A 15,634-nucleotide genomic window follows, 5' to 3' on the forward strand; every position below is an offset into this window, starting at 1 on the left:
CGCGCCGACTCGGCATGGCGCAGCCCTTGGACTGCGGCAGCCCTGCTGCCGCTTTTCCGAGCCAGCCCTGCTGGCGTCGATGGCCGGGAGGGGGTGTTCAACACCCAGCGGCTCCGCCCTCGCGGTAGCGCCTCGGCTTCGATCTTACTCACAAGAACTCCGACGGCAGGGCTGCCTCCAAAAAGCGGCAGCAGGCTGCCGCATTCCACGGTGCTTCGCACTCCTCCGCTTCGTCATTCTGACTCCGTCATTGCCCTTTTCCGCCCATGAAACGCTTCCTCCTTCCCGCCCTCGGCTCTCTGCTTCTCGCCACCACGGCGGCGGCGCAGTTTGAACTCAAGGGCGGCAGCTTCAACAGCCTGCGGGCCGTGCCGGTGAACACGGGCGGCTCGCCAGCCGTCTTCACCCCCCAGTATTCCGGCCAAGCCGCGACCACAGGCTCCGCCGGAGCCATCGACACCACACCCGGCAATCCACTCGATGCGGGCAGCATCGCCGCAGAACACTACAACCGCTATCCGGCGGGCAAGCAGACCACCGGCGTCACCGTGGTGGGGGGCATCGTGCTGATCCGCTCCAGCGTCGGCGGTGTCTTTGCCTCCGGCGTGCCACGTTACTTCCTGGGGGATGAGATCGAGCGGCCTCTGGTGGCATCGACCGGCATCGGCGCCGTCGCTCCTGGGTATTGGCGGGCGAAACCGGTGGCCTATGGCGAGATCATCACTCATCCCGGCGGCGGGCAGGAAACACCGCTGCCGAACCCCAACGCGCCCGATCCTGCGCCCGCCCACAGCTTTTACTACAGCCCTCATGCGGGGAAGGTCTTTGCCCACGAGCCCGGACGGGTGACGGTGATGTGGGTGACGCAGGCACCCGTGGGACCAGGCGGCACGACGGGGGCGGGCGACAATCCGAAGGAGTTTCGCTTCAAAGAGGAGAGCTTCAGCGTCTCCTCCGGCACCTCGCGACCTGTGCGCACGATTTACTGGACGGAGCGCACCTTCAACGGGCCGGCGGTCACCATCCCCACCGGCCGCATCGTGACGGTGAATCCGGTCTTCAACACCTTTTTCCCGCAGAACGTGGACGAGGAATATGCCGGAGTGGGTGTGATCCCCGGCAATCCGAATGCGACACCGCCACCGGAGCTGCGCACGCTCTGGTTTCAAAATACGGCGGGCCTGGGCCAGCTCCGTGCCTATAACAAAGAAGGGCGCATCCTGGTGGAATATCTTGGCACCCTGCAAAGCGGCGGCGGCGCGGTGCATGAGTTCCTCGGTGCGGACATCGTGGAGGTGGTGCAGGCGGCACCGAGCATCGTGACGACGGTGAATCTGGGCGAGCAGCTGCTGCCGCGTGATTTCAACGGCCAAGTCCCCGATAATGCTGACGCCCTGCGGCCCACCGCCGTGATGAACCTGGGGCAGAACGGCGTGACCTACTATGGCACCAGCGCCCGCGCCGATGGCCAGCTCATCTACCACGCCGAGTGGGAGAACGACAACCCGGACCGGGTCAGCTTTTACTGGCTGGAGGAAAACGATGCGGCCATCCATTTCCTGGACGCTCCAGGCACGCCCAATCTGGGCATCGCCTGGCCGAAGTATCTCAACAAATACCACCAGGTCTGGCCCGGCCCGATATCCGAATATGCAGGCGTCAGTGTGGAGGACAACGGCAGCACGGCGGCCACCGGCCTCCAGTTCAGCGGCGGCAGCCTGCCCACGATCGTGCATCAGGATGATGGTGCGCAGACCGAGGCGGAGATCGACCAGGCCACGCAGCGGCTGGTGGTGGACTTCAGCGCCTCCACGGACAAGACCAACCGCAGCCTGCTGAAGTTCAGCACCGGCAGCTCGGTGTGGTATGTGCGGCTTTTCATCCAGTCGCAGAGCGTGCTAGGCACGCCGGAGATTCTTGATCCAGACGGAGCCGGACCGCTCACAGGCACACCAGCAGTGTACACGCTGGCGGATCTGGATGCCAATGGCACACGCGATCTGGTGGTGACCACCGCCATCGTGGGCCAGCGCATTGAACGGCCGGACTCGAATCACGAAATCGCGGGCTTCATCGCCGCTGGCAAAGGCTATCATCCAGGTGCGTATGTGAATCCCTTTTTAGCAGGTGTGCCTGCCGCCGCGGCAGGGGCCATCATTCCCGTAAATGCCATGCCCGGTGACGATCAACTCACGGTGTGGTGGTTCACCAAAGTGACACCTCCGGGCAATGGCTTCGAGCCGTTTTATGTGCCCTCGACATCGGGCGTGTACACCGTGTCGTATCCTTCGGGCGCAGATCAGATCATCATGGCTTCAAACGCGGGCACAGGGGATCTCAGCCCCGCACAGGCGGCAGGTGAACTCTACTACCAAAACAATGCCGCGCTGCCCGGCTACAACCCGAACGAGGAGCATGCGCTCATGCTCGCTGGACGAGCCTACGCGCTGCGGGATGATTTGAATGTCACCAGCGGCGGTGGCTTCACCTCGCAGCCCTTTGCCCTGATCAGCTACACCAATCCAGCAGACAACCGCCCCGCCATGCGCGTCTTCCAGGTGCTGCGTGAACTCGATCTTCCCGGCACGGCCAATGACGTGCTCTTCAACTATCCTGTGACCGCCGGTGCGCGCATACCCGCGCCCATGCCGTTGCCACTGCTGCCGCTGCCTGTGGATGCTAACGGCAATATGCCGAACCGCGAGGTCGTGGTGACGCCAGATCCAGCGCCGCACGCCACCGCGCCAGATGCCTACGACGCCTTCACCTACAAGGACAGGAGGGACTTCATCTGGGTCTATCGCGGGCCGCACAATGCCGGAACGCCGACTCTGGGCATGCAGTTCTACTACATGATGCAGGAGGGCTTCTTCATCCCTGGCGTGGGCACGCAGCCCGCCGTGGGCTCCGTGCTGCCCTACCTGCGCCCGCTCTCCGGCGGCGTGCCGCAGGGAGATGCCGTCACCGGCACACCGCTGACGGTGACCTACCGCCCGACGTGGCCGACCGCCGCACCGGAACTGCGCGTGGCGGAGACGCTGGCGCTGCCGAAGTTTGGCCTGCCGCAGGTGCGTGGACAAACCAGCGCGGAGGTGCTCTACCAGCAGTCCATCGCCCTCAACGGCATCGCCAAGAACAGCGTGACACTGCATGATCCCACGGTGGCAAAGAAGGTTCTGCTATCCTCTCAGGGGCTGACCGATCTCCCTGCCAGCATCGCCACCACGATCTACAACGGGCGCACCTATTTCCAGCGCCTGCCTCCGCATTTGCAGCAGCGCTTTTACATGACCCCGGTGCTCGGCGGTGATCTGGAACTGGTCCTGGAAGGTCAGTTCATCGATGAACCGGCGGGTGAGGACTATCTGAACCTCAATGTGCTCTCCGCCACAGATGTGGCGAAGCTAAAGGAACTGGCTTCTGATGATCCCGGAAACAAATGGAGCAATGCGATTGATGCCCTGAAAGCCAAGGTCGATACCTTCATCGAGAATCCGGCCAAGAAGGGCACCTTCAAAATCGGCAGCAGCACCGACGTCAACGGCACTAGCCTCGTCAAGATCAGTGACTCCGACACTGCCGTGGACAGCTACGCCCTCACCGCCACGGGCCAGGGAACCGGCTATGTGACCCTGCTGTTTGCGGATGGCGAGGCATTCACTCCAGAAGGCGATCCCATCAGCCTCGCCGTGATCAAGGTGGCCCCGCAGCTCTATGTGGGGGACATGAAGGTGCTCTTTTCCAGCAACCCGCTGGATGAGCAGGTCTCGCTGCGACACAGCGGCGACTTTGCCGCCAGGCCACAGGACTATGAGTTCGAGTGGCGCTACTCTCCGCTGGTGGACGGCCTGCCGCCTGCCACCTACGCCTACAATGCCCCGACAGCCGTCCTGAGCAACGCCACCACCTGGAAGCTGGTGCAGAATCCCGCTGCCGCCCTGCCCAGCGCCGCCGAATATACCACTGCGGCTACCGTGCCCGTGCCGCGCACTTTGACGATCTACAACGAAAGTTACGCCAGCGGAGAGCTGCCCGGCGTGGTGATGAAGAGCACCACGGATGTGGACTTCACCGCCGCACTGCCCGCCCAGGTCATCTTCAGCGCGGACCTCCCCAACGATCTCGACGGCTTCGTGCTCCATGTGAACGGCATCCCCGTGCTGGCCTTCCGCGCACCGGAGTCCTTTACCAGCAGCAACGCTGTCACCGGGCTTTCCAGCACCGGTCTGCCCCAGCAGTTCTCCCTGAGCCCGAACTCCTTCACCAAGGGCGTGAACACCATTGAAGTGGCGCTTTTCAGCGATGCCGACCCGCTGGTTTCCTCGCAGGTGAATTTCCGCCTCGAAACCGTGACCCGCAACGACCGCGTGGACCCCGCTGAGTATGCGGGCTCTCCTTGGTTGCAACCCAACGGCACCTTTTTGAATCTGATCACGCTCGGCGGCTCTCCCACCGCGCCGCTCGGTGATCCCGTGCTGCTCATGCAGGACAATGCCTTCACTGTGCGCTACCGGCCCAAGATCGGGATTGGGCATATCCTGGCGCCGGGAGCAGATCAAAGTGCCGTACCGTGGTCGGACTGGATGGATGCCCAAACGGTGCCCGGCTGGGTGAAGCGCGTGCTGGCGGCCATCAACCCCTTCAACCAGCGCATGACCGATCTTTATAACAACGCGGTGAACACCGATGTCAGCGTGCTCACGCAGGCCGGCACCCGCTGGGAAGGTGACATCGCGCTCAATCTGGAAAACATCAACAGTGCCGGACTCATCGAGATCTACGAGACCGTGCTCAACCGCGCCAAGCTCTTCAGCATCGACAACGGCTACGACGTGCCCGGTGTGAATGACGCGCTGCTGCTGGCCGCCGGTTATTTGAACGACCTCTACATCCTGCTGGGCAATGAAGCTTATGCGGATGCGGCGAATCCGACCATCTCGCTCGACGACCAGACCACCATCACCGAGGTGAACACCAGCCGTTTCTCCTTTGAAGGCCAGGTGGCCAGCGCACTGGAAGAGGAGCTGGCCCTGCTGCGCGGACGTGACGATTTCCTGGCCACCAGCGTGGCCACCGCGCCTGCCTACAACCGCCTCTACTGGAACTACACCGGAGGCATCAACAGCGGCGAGGTGCTCTATGCCGTGAACTACAACATCAAGGAAAAGGCGGGCAGCAGCACACAGAACGGCATCATCAACGCCGCCGACGCGCAGCGCATGTTCCCCCAGGCGCATGGCGATGCCTACGGTCACTATCTGACCGCGCTGAAAGGCTACTACCGCCTGCTCACGCACGAAGACTTCACCTGGACGCCGCGTGCCGAAGTGGTGCTGGTGCTCGGCCAGAATGTCAGCGTGGACTACTACGACGAGCGCAAGTTCGCCGCCGCCGCCGCCAACGTGGCACGATCGGCGGAGCAGATCCTCGCCCTGACCTGGCGGCAGGCCTATCAGGATGACAAAGCCACGGGCTGGGCCCATTTCCGTGATGACAAACTCAACAGTCGCACCAATGAAAGGCGCCAGTGGGGCGTGGATGAGTGGGCCGCACGCGGCACGGGCGGCGCGTATCTGCACTGGCTGTCCGGAAACGCCGTGCTGCCGGATGAGGATAACAATCCCCAGCACAGCGGCATCCAGATCGTGGACCGCAGCACCGTGCCGGAACTGGTGGAACTCGCCGCTGCCGGTGCCTCCATGCAGGAAACGCTGGACCACGCCAACGCGCATCTCAACCCGCTCGGTCTCAGCCCCGATGCCATCACCTTCGACATCTCACCCTCACAGCTCAAGGCCGGGAACACCCACTTCGAGCAGGTCTATGGCCGCGCCCTCAGCGCCGTCCTGAACGCCAAGGGTGCCTTTGACCAGGCCGGGCGCATGACCCGCCTGCTGCGCAATCAGGACAACCAGATTGACGACTACAACACCACCATCGAGGAGCAGGAGCGCGCCTTTGACTACAAGCTCATCGATCTCTTCGGCACGCCCTACACCGCCGATGTCGGTCCCGGCAAAACCTATGCGCAGGGTTATGACGGCCCCGATCTGATCCACTGGTTCCTCGTGGATGAGGCCAGCGATCTGGAGGATTCCTACGGTCCTGCCAGGACGATTTCAGTCAAACAACCGATGAACTTTGACCCGTCACTGAAAGTCTCCGGCTCGGACTTGGACGAGACGGCCAGCTTTAACACGATCTACAATCAACTGAATGATCCCGCGCTTTACGTCACCAGAGAGGTCTCGGTGGAACCAAACCGACTGGCTCAGAAGGCGAATATCTATCTCGGTGGCACCGCAGGTGAAAGACGCGTCACCGGTGAACTGCAAACCGCGCTGCTCTTAGCCCAGGAGGCACAGATCGAACTCCAAGGCAGCCTGGATAGTGTCGGGCGCTACATGAAGCGCTTCCACGCGAGTCGGGATCTTTTTGCTGAGATGGTGCGGATTCAGAGTGACATTCTCAGCAAACGAAAAAGCTCTCAAGCGACCATCATCGCGGCGGACAAACTCCAGAAGACTCTTGAGTCCAGCGCCAGGGAGGCAGATGCGATCGCAGCGGCCGCAAATGAGATCGCGACGGGTATTTCTGAGGCGTTTCCCAAAGTGCTTGGATTCTCAAACGATGCTTCCTCTGGTCCCCGTTCTCTCACCATTCTTGCAGGAGTTGCCATTGCCCAGGTGGCCCGGTTTATCGGAGTGGCCCAGGCCACGGAGGCGGCTCGGGAGGAAACGAAAATATTGGAAGCAAACCTTCTGCTCGAAAAAGATCTCGATGCCCTGGGCTTCGATCTTGAGCAGCGCCAGTTCATCTATGAGTTCTATCTGCTCTTCAATGAAGTCGTGGATCAGACCTTCAATGTGGCCGCCCGCGCTGGGCAGTATCAGCGCGCCAACGAGGAGATCCGCAACGTCCTCGCCCGTGGTGACCGCATCCTGGCCGAGCGTGAGATCTTCCGTCTGCGCGCCGCCGCTATCATTCAGGGCTACCGCACGCGGGATGTGGCCTTCCGCGCCTTTCGTAATGAGGCGCTGGAGCAATACCGTACGCTCTACGATCTCGGTGCGCGCTACACCTACCTTGCCGCCAAAAGCTACGACTACGAGACCGGCCTGCTCGGCTCACCCGCAGGTCGGGCGGTGATCAACCGCATCGTCGCCTCACGCGCTCTCGGCGATCTCACCAACGGCACCCCGCAGGCCACCGTCAGCACACTCGGTGATGCAGGGCTCGCCGGCACCATGGCGCAAATGACCGCCGACTTCGCCGTCGCGAAGGGCCGTCTCGGCATCAACAACCCGGACCAAAACGGCACGCTCTTCTCCCTGCGTCACGAGCTTTTCCGCCTCACCGAAGATCCCACTACCACCGCCGATGACGATCAATGGCAGCAGACTCTGGAGCAGCATATCGTCAGCGATCTCATGACCGATCCCGACGCCGCGATCTACTGCAACAGCCTCAGCAACTCCAATGGCGGCCGCGTGCCCGGCATCATCATCCCCTTCAGCACCACCGTGCGCGACGGGCTCAATTGGTTCGGCCTGCCCACCGCCGGCGGTGATCACGCCTACTCCGAATCCAACTTTGCCACCAAGATCTACTCTGCGGGAATGGTGCTCAAAGGCTACGTCGGCATGGACCCCTACGCCTTCGGTACTCCGAACGCTGGCGGCCCCACCACCAGCGGCTCGAACACCCTCAGCGCCACACCTTACGTCTATCTCATCCCCACTGGCACCGACTCGATGCGTGCGCCTGCCCCTGGCACCACCGGTTCCATCCGCAGTTGGGAGGTGGTGGATCAGGCCCTGCCGCTGCCTTACAACCTTGGAGCAACCGCCTTCAACGGTGCTCAGTTCTTCAACGCCAGCGGCACCCTCACCGAGAAACCCTGGATTGTCCGCCAGCACCAGGCCTTCCGTCCGGTGAACGATCCCGCCTTTTTCTACAGTCTCATCCCCCAGGAGTTCACCAGCAGCCGTCTCGTCGGCCGCAGCGTGTGGAACAGCGGTTGGAAGATCGTCATCCCTGCCTACACCCTGCTCAACGACGAGGAAGAGGGCCTGAACCGCTTTGTCCGCAGCGTGAAGGACATCCAGCTCTTTCTGCGCACCTACAGCAACTCGGGCAACTAGTGAGACAGGCATCCTGCCTGTCGGATCATCGCCAGCATGAATCGCACTGCTTTCATCACTCTCGCCGTCCTGGCGGTGGCAGCCATCGGGTATCGCATGGCTGCTCCAGACAGGAACGAGTGGCTGCCTGTCGCTCGTCAGGCAGGCACTCTGCCAGCAGCCCCTCCCACTGCGACGAAGACCGATCCCACGGAAGTGTTCCAGCGCGCTTTTTGGAAACGTCCTGTTGCTGAAGACCACATTCTTCACGCGGAACGCCGTGAGTGGGCGGACAGCAAGGGGGTTCAACACTGGCAGTGGTTCATCGCAGTCCAGCCCTCGCCTGCTTTGGTGAAGCACCTGCGCGACGACAACGCCTTTAATCTCGTGGTCGGAGTTCCATCCAAGCCGGTCGAACACGCTCCTGATTGGTTCATCACGCGCACGATAACAAACCAGATGCATTCGCCGATGGGGAAAATGTGTCTCCTCTTTGATGACACGACGAACACGCTCTACGCCACCGACAGTGGAGGCGGCTTCAGCGCCGGTGCCCCACAGCCAGGCAAGGCCATCCCGCAAACGGCTGCTGCAGGCCGTCTTCCCACATCGCCACCTCCCAAGCCATGAGTTCCTCATGACACACGACTCCCATGCGCTGAGCACTGCTCCATTTCAGCATTTTTGCATTTGGCATTCGTCATTGCCTCTGGTGCCGTTCCACAGCTTCTCAATCACCAGGGGCGCATCGCGGTCAACGGCACCAACTTTGAAGGCACGGGGCGCTTTAAGTTTGCTCTCGTCAACACCAACGGCAGCACCACTTACTGGAGCAACGACGGCACCAGCACTGCTGGCTCGCAGCCGACGGCGGCGGTGACGCTCACCGTGGCGAAGGGTCTCTACGCCCTCGCGCTCGGCGACACCACCCTGACGAACATGACCGCCGCGACGGCGACGACGCGAATGGCGGCAGCTTCTCGCCAGTCACCGGCATTTCCACCGCTGCCGCACCATCTCAGACAGCGAGGCATGGCTACGCAGGGCAGCTCACCGAAGCCACCGCACTGCAACTTGCCGCAGATCCCACCACGGTGAACGAAGGCAGCACCCGTCAGCTCAGCGCCAGCCTGCTCAACGATGATCTCACCACGACCGCACTCCTCGCCACCGCGGTAAGCTGGGGTGTGCAAACGCCCGGCAGGTGCAATACTTCGGACTGGGCAATTCAAACGCCTCACCGCTGCTCGATCCGGATTTCGACGGACAAACCAACCTCTTCGAGTTCACGGCAGGCATCGATCCCACCAGCAGCGTCTCCCGCTTTCTTTTGAGCAACGCCAAACTCCCCGGCCAGCCCAACCAGATGAACATCGTCATCAGTCCGCGCCTCACGGATCGCACCTACACGGTGAAATCGAGCGCCACGCCTGGCCCCGGCGCCGTGTGGACTCCCCTCACCAGTTTCACCATCACCGACAACGGCAGCACCCGCACGATCACCGATACGGATACCACGGGGGCGAGGAAATTTTATCGGGTGGAGGTCAGCCAGCCTTAGCCAGGGACAGAACTGAAACCGGTTTGATCTCGCGGGAGCGTCACTCCAGCCACCAGTGGAGCACGTTGGTCTTGCTGTCGTCGTAGGCGTGAGAGGCCTGGATGAGGAGGCGTTGTTTGCCGCTGCCGTCGGGGGAATCGACGACGAGGCTGTTCGAGTAGGCTCCGGCACCGGCGGTGCGCATGCGGAGATACACGCCGTCGTCCCAGGTGACGCCATCCTCGGACATGTAGAGGATCATGTGGCCGCTGCCTTCGCCATACGCGCCGCTGCGGCCGTGGAGGTAGTATTTGCCACCGAAGGCGGTGAGCTGCGGATTGCGGATCTTCCGGCTGACGGTCGAGGTGCCGACCTTGGGCCAGGTTTTGCCGCCGTCGGTGCTGATGGCGTAGTCGAGCATGCTCTCGTTCGCGCTGTTGTAGATGTGGGCGATCAATCCGCCGTCGTTGAGGCGTCCCAAGGCTCCGTAGCCGCGGCGGTTGGTGATGAAGGGCAGCTCGCTGCGCTTCGTGAAAGTCTCGCCGCCATCGGTGCTGACGTGCAGCTCATAGACGTGCTCCTTCGCGTTGCCGCGCCAGTCTTTCTCGGCGTCGTTGGCAAAGTGTAGCACGCGGATTTCGCCGTCGTGATACTCGGCATCGTAAATGCGACCGCGAGACGAGCACACGGGTTTGGGTTCGCTCCACGTCTGGCCTGCGTCAGTGCTTTTCGAGACCAACGGCTCCCAGTAGGGCTGCCAGAGGGCGTTCTTCGACACATCGCAGATGAGGTAAAAGAGCACGATCTCGCCTTTGTCGGTCACGACGGCTTTTTCGGCCATCGCGGTGCGGCCGTTGTGTTTGTTGAACAGCGCTTTGGTGAAGGTCAGCTCTTGGCGCGGCCCCCAGGTCTTGCCGCCGTCCTCGGATCGCTTGAACTCCATCCAGCCGACCGCTGAGTGGCCGCCGTTGTCGCTGGAGCAGTTTGGGTAAAACGCGAGCAGCTTCCCCGGCGCATACTGCACCAAGGCGTGGCCGAGATGCCCGCTGCGATTGGCCTTCGAGTGATCGACGAAGAGCAGGCCGTTGTTCGGCGGATTCGGCGGCGTGATGCGAGTGGCGCAGGCGGAGGTTTTGCCTGGCAGTGAGGGCGGTGGCGGTGCCGCGAGGGAATAGCCGCCAAGGAACGCAGAGATCGCAAGGAGTCGGAGGAGCATGATGGAGAGAACGAGGCCAGCGCAGGCATTTCGCGCCTTGAATGGCGGCGTCCCGTGTTATGCTAACATCATGCTCGGTGCTTCCCGTTGGGCAGATCCAAGAAGTTCACGGAGTGATGACGCAGTGTGGTCCGCACAGTCCCCTGTGCGGCGCTTGCTGGCTCAGTGGACACTCGAACCGCACAGAGGATTGCCTCGCTGCGGGCAGCCTTCGGCTGGCTACCTCCGCTTCGCTACGGTTGTGCGGACCACTTTAAGCCACTTTAAGCCCTCAAGCCCGATGGGTTGCACACCGTGACTTCGTGTGAACCGAAGCGTTTCACATGCGAAGGAGCCGCGGAGGGCGTGAGCAGGAAGTTCCGGCCTTTGGGGTAATAGCTGCGAAAGACATTCAAAGCAGCGCCGTCAAAGGCACCACTGCTCCACTTGCACTCGATCACGTCCACTGCATCGCGCTGACGGGGCATGACGAAATCAATCTCGCGGCCTTGCTTGTCGCGCCAGTATAGTGGCGGAGTGTCAGGGAAATGCGCCTGCAAATGCTCCAGCACGACATGCTCCCAGAGCGGGCCAAAGTCGTCCTGCCGCAGCGGGTCCCAGCCACGGGCGAAACTCACGAAGCCGGTGTCGAAGCCGTAAATCTTCGGCTGCTTCACCAGTTCGTTCAGCCCGCCGCCATGAAAGGGGCGCACCAGCGTCACTGCCTGAGTGATCTCCAGTGCGCTGACGTGACTCTCCACGGTGGGGCGCGTGATGCCGAGCGCGGTGGCTGTTTTGGTGACTTCAAACTGGCCGCCGCTTTGCTTCAGCAGGTATTCAAAGAGCGCGTTGAAGCGATTGATGTCGCGGAAACCGAACAAACGCTGGATGTCCCGCGCGAAGAACGAATCCAGCCACTCACGGTAAAACGAGGACTTCTTGGATTCAGCGAGCAAGGCAGGCGGGAGACCACCGTGAAACAGCCGTTTTTGCAGCGTGACACCGAAAGCCTCCAACTCATCCCAGAGCACCGGTGTGAGATGCACCAGCCGCTTCCGGCCCGTGAGAGTGTCGCGGAATTTTTTGCTCGCGGCGAGCGTGGACGAGCCCGTGGCCAGGATCTTGAGCTTCGGGAAGGCGTCAGCACCGATTTTGAGCACCCGCGCGGGATCGCGGAGCTGATGGATCTCGTCAAAAACCACCACAGGTTTGGTGCAGCCCCGGTAAAACATCTCCGGGTCGGCGATGACCTCCTCGGTCGAGGGCAGGTCGCAGTTCAGGTAGAGAACCTGGTCCGCACCGAGGCTGTCGGCCAACGTCGTCTTGCCCACTCGTCGCACCCCGCACAGCCACGCGATGGGCGCTTCTTCCCAGGAAGAGTGGAGTCTTTGGAGCCAAAAGGGGCGACTGATCATGCTTTCATACTATACAAATAGTAAAACTATAAGCAAGTTATGCCTTCAGACTCAAATCAGCCTCGTGAGCGAAAGCAGCCTCCTGACGCTCCCCCGAATGACTGTATCCTACCACCATGCCCACCACCGGACAGCCTACGCTCAAAGACATCGCCCGCGCGACGGGCGTATCGATCATGACGGTGTCGCGGGTGCTGCGTGGGGCGCCGAAAGTGGCGGCGGAGAAGCGGGAACTCGTTTTGAAGGAAGCGAAGAGGCTCGATTACCAGCCGGACCCGCATTTGATGCGCATGATGCAGGTGGTGCGCGGGAAAAAGGAGAAGCGGCTGCGAGCGGTGATCGCCGTGATCCGCGAGCACGTGCCGCAGGATGGTTTGCTCGGCCCCTCGTATCAATATGTGCCCATCGAGGACATCCGACGCCGTGCGCACGGGCATGGTTATGCGGTGGAGGAGTTTTATTTGGGCAAGGACGGCCTCACGCCGAAGAAGCTGCAAAAGATCCTGCACGCACGCGGCATCGAGGGCGTGATCGTGTCGCCGCAGAGCATGCAGTTGCCATGCAGCAGGCTGGATTACTCGCCCTTTGCCGCGGTGACGTTTGGAAACGCCATGAGTTCGCCTGCGCTGCACATGTGCGCCGGAAACATGACGCTGGGCATTCACATGGCCGCGGAGCAACTCGCGGCGCGCGGCTACAAGCGCATCGGCGTGGCGGTGACGAAGTGGATCGTCAATCGCTCGCAGTTTGGCTACAGCGGCGGCCTGTTTCACTGGCAACATGGCCTGCCGGAGGCGGATCGCGTGCCGCTGCTGCTCTTTCCGAGCAACGACATCAGCCAGGGCTTCGACGCCTTCTCGAAATGGATGCGCGAGCACCAGCCGGACGCGCTCATCACCTTCGACACGCACGTCCCCGGCTGGCTGAAGCGACTCGGCCTGCGTGTGCCGCAGGACATCGGCTTCGTCGTGCATGACTGGACTCCGAAGATGAGCAGCTACGCAGGCATCTACCAACAACGCGACCACCTGGCCGCTGCCGCAGTAGATTTGGTCGTCACGCAACTCTCGCAGCACGAGCACGGCGTGCCTGATGTGCCGCGCCAGATCATGATTCCACCGAAATGGATCGAGGGGCCAAGCATCAGGCTGCTCAGCGGACAAAAATGAACTGCTGCGTGTTAAGCAGAGCGAAGACGAGATCATCAATGGTGGTGAGACCAGATTTCGACCACGCGGCTTTTTCAGCCTGCGTCGGCAGGCGTGAAAGCAGCGTCAGATAGACGGAGGCGATTTGATCGTCGGGATACTTCGCCGCAGCGAGATTGAGGCGGAGCTGGGTATTGGGTTTGAGGATGCTCTCGAACAGATCGCTGTTCATGAGAACGAGCGCCTGCGGCATGGAGGCATCGGAGTTCGAGTTGTCGATGAGATCACGGTCGCTCTGGCCGAATTCACGCAGGTAGTGGCCACGTGGCGCCGGTGAGTCGAGATCAGCGGCACGCGGCCAGTCACGGGCCTGCTCGCGGCGGGATTTGAGGTAGGAATCAATATCAGTGATGCCGAGACGCTTTGCTTCATCCCGGAAAACCTCGTCGCGGGCGTCTGCGGCGGCTTTTTCTTCCCGTGGAATGGCCTGGTCGATGTCGTAGCCGGGCACATCGATGTAGTCGCGGTTCTGGCCGGACTTCTTGAGTTCTTCCATCGTGGGTTTGCGGACGGGAATGGGCGGAGGCGCGGGTTTGCCGGTTTTCTTGGTGTAAAGGCGGGCCACGGCAGGCACGACGACTTGATCGTGAATGCCGGTGCGGGCGACGAATTCGACACTGCGGATCTCGAGGTTCAGCTTTTCGATGAGCGGCTTGTCCTTGGACTTCTGCGCGGCGGTGTAGGCGTCACGCAGCGGTTTGGCGCGTTGGGAGACGGATTCATAGACCTCGGAAGCCTTCATCGCCCCGTTGAAGATCTCCTGCGGCGTCATCAAGTCGAGCGCGTCGCTGAGTTTGCCGCGATAGACGAGTTTTTGCGCCATTTCGGAGTCGATCCCTCTCCGCCGCGGGAGATCGGGAGTGGCATGGATGAGCGTGACAAAGCTGTCGTAAATCTGCTCTGCCGACATGCGCCGCAAGATCGGGCCGGTGAAGTGATAAACCTCGCCGACGACCAGTTCAGTCTGTGTCACGTCGTTTTGATAAGCCTGCGTGTTGTAGAGCGCGCGCAGGTAGGCTTTCAAATCGTAGCGGCTCTCGATCATGAGCTTTTCGAGGCGCTGCATGAGCGCCGGATTCATCGCCACGGTGTTGTCGAACAGTTCATCGACTGGCTCGATCAAACCGACGCCAAACACACGCTTCCACAGCCGGTTCGCGATGACTTTGGTGAAGCGCGGATTGTCCGGCGAGGTCATCCAGTTTGCGAAGGTTTGCAGGTCACCGGTTTCATGCTTGCCCAGCAGCGTGGCCGGTTTGACCGCGTCCTTCGGTTTGGCGTCGGTGTATTGGTAGTCGTGCGGCAGTCGCAGCACTCGTGTGGGAAGAGCCTGCACCTTGCTGTAGCGGACGAAGTCGCCCAGGTTTTCAAACACACGACCAATGTGGCGTGCGTTGGTGGCCAGTCCGGGCTTTTTGTCCGCTGCGCGTTTCAGTTCCATCAGTTCGCCTTTGTCGGAGACGCCGGTGAAGTTCGTCTCCAGCGGGTAGGTGAACGCGGCCATCTGGTAAAACTGCATCTGCGTCCATTTGTCGAACGGATGGTTGTGGCACTGCGCGCACTCGATGCGCGTGCCGAGGAACACGCGTGTCGTGTTCGCCAGATTGTCGAGCGGCATGCCGAGATCGCGCATGTAGTAGCCGATGGCCGGATTGTCCCACACCTTTCCCTGCGCGGTGAGCAGTTCGCGCACGAAGGCGTCATACGGCATGTTTTCGCGGATGCGCTTCTTCACGTGCTCCAGGTAGGGCTTCGACGTCATGTGCCCCTGGCCGCCATTGGCGTTTGACTGAATGCGCAGGAGATCAGCCCAGAACTGGAACATGTGCTGGCTGTAGCCGTCGCTGGCCAGCAAAGCGTCGATCAGCTTCGCACGCTTGTCCTTGTCCGTGCTCCGCAGGAATGTCTGCGCCTCCTGCATCGTCGGAATACGGCCGATGATGTCCAGATGGAGCCGGCGGACGAAGGTTTCGTCGCTGGCAGGCGGATTCGGCTTCAAACCGTTCTGCTTCCAGTCCTTGGCAAGGATCTCGTCGATCTGTTTCGCCGCCTCCCCGGCCTGCGTGCAGACGACAAGGCTGAGCGTGATGAAAAGCGTGCGCGTGAGTGCTTTCATGAAGCTGTGGCAAACGAGGCACTGTGACGGGATCTAG

At 61.6% G+C, this 15,634-nt stretch carries 8 protein-coding genes; 5 read left to right on the plus strand and 3 right to left on the minus strand.

Going from position 1 to position 15,634, the window contains the following annotated elements; translation table 11 throughout:
* Positions 1-266 precede the first annotated feature (266 nt).
* From IAE77_RS15825 to IAE77_RS15840, 4 genes are all read left to right on the plus strand, one after another.
* Complete coding sequence (locus tag IAE77_RS15825; protein WP_294228200.1) at positions 267-8,144, plus strand: hypothetical protein; 7,878 nt, start codon at positions 267-269, stop codon at positions 8,142-8,144.
* Between the two features lie 36 nt (positions 8,145-8,180).
* Positions 8,181-8,753 (plus strand): hypothetical protein, encoded by a 573-nt coding sequence (locus tag IAE77_RS15830; RefSeq protein WP_294228202.1) that lies wholly within the window; start codon positions 8,181-8,183, stop codon positions 8,751-8,753.
* Positions 8,754-8,813: 60 nt separating this feature from the next.
* Positions 8,814-9,221, plus strand: coding sequence for a hypothetical protein (locus IAE77_RS15835; protein WP_294228204.1), 408 nt, complete (start codon positions 8,814-8,816; stop codon positions 9,219-9,221).
* A gap of 106 nt (positions 9,222-9,327) precedes the next feature.
* The gene (locus tag IAE77_RS15840; RefSeq protein ID WP_294228206.1) at positions 9,328-9,684 is read left to right on the plus strand and encodes a hypothetical protein; all 357 of its coding nucleotides are present in this window, start codon (positions 9,328-9,330) and stop codon (positions 9,682-9,684) included.
* A gap of 40 nt (positions 9,685-9,724) precedes the next feature.
* Here the strand turns inward: IAE77_RS15840 and IAE77_RS15845 are convergent, their stop codons facing one another.
* Both IAE77_RS15845 and IAE77_RS15850 read right to left on the minus strand, forming a co-directional pair.
* Positions 9,725-10,879 carry a sialidase family protein gene (locus IAE77_RS15845; protein ID WP_294228212.1) on the minus strand — a complete coding sequence of 385 codons (1,155 nt, stop codon included), beginning with the start codon at positions 10,877-10,879 and terminating at the stop codon, positions 9,725-9,727.
* Positions 10,880-11,142: 263 nt separating this feature from the next.
* Entirely contained in the window at positions 11,143-12,273 is a 1,131-nt protein-coding gene (locus IAE77_RS15850; protein ID WP_294228214.1) for an ATP-binding protein, read from the minus strand.
* 116 nt (positions 12,274-12,389) lie between these two features.
* On the opposite strand from IAE77_RS15850, the gene IAE77_RS15855 reads away from it, so the two are divergent.
* Positions 12,390-13,442 carry a LacI family DNA-binding transcriptional regulator gene (locus tag IAE77_RS15855; RefSeq protein ID WP_294228216.1) on the plus strand — a complete coding sequence of 351 codons (1,053 nt, stop codon included), beginning with the start codon at positions 12,390-12,392 and terminating at the stop codon, positions 13,440-13,442.
* Here the strand turns inward: IAE77_RS15855 and IAE77_RS15860 are convergent.
* Positions 13,426-15,597 carry a DUF1549 domain-containing protein gene (locus IAE77_RS15860; protein ID WP_294228218.1) on the minus strand — a complete coding sequence of 724 codons (2,172 nt, stop codon included), beginning with the start codon at positions 15,595-15,597 and terminating at the stop codon, positions 13,426-13,428. The genes IAE77_RS15855 and IAE77_RS15860 overlap by 17 nt on opposite strands.
* Between the last annotated feature and the right edge of the window lie 37 nt (positions 15,598-15,634).

The sequence above is a fragment of the Prosthecobacter sp. genome (genome assembly GCF_014879935.1).
Taxonomy (GTDB): domain Bacteria; phylum Verrucomicrobiota; class Verrucomicrobiia; order Verrucomicrobiales; family Verrucomicrobiaceae; genus Prosthecobacter.

Excerpts from the sequence above, each read along its gene's own strand:
- IAE77_RS15825 (WP_294228200.1), top strand. The coding sequence starts at position 267 with ATGAAACGCTTCCTCCTTCCCGCCCTCGGCTCTCTGCTTCTCGCCACC.
- IAE77_RS15830 (WP_294228202.1), top strand. The coding sequence starts at position 8,181 with ATGAATCGCACTGCTTTCATCACTCTCGCCGTCCTGGCGGTGGCAGCC.
- IAE77_RS15845 (WP_294228212.1), bottom strand. The coding sequence starts at position 10,879 with ATGCTCCTCCGACTCCTTGCGATCTCTGCGTTCCTTGGCGGCTATTCC.
- IAE77_RS15850 (WP_294228214.1), bottom strand. The coding sequence starts at position 12,273 with ATGATCAGTCGCCCCTTTTGGCTCCAAAGACTCCACTCTTCCTGGGAA.
- IAE77_RS15855 (WP_294228216.1), top strand. The coding sequence starts at position 12,390 with ATGCCCACCACCGGACAGCCTACGCTCAAAGACATCGCCCGCGCGACG.
- IAE77_RS15860 (WP_294228218.1), bottom strand. The coding sequence starts at position 15,597 with ATGAAAGCACTCACGCGCACGCTTTTCATCACGCTCAGCCTTGTCGTC.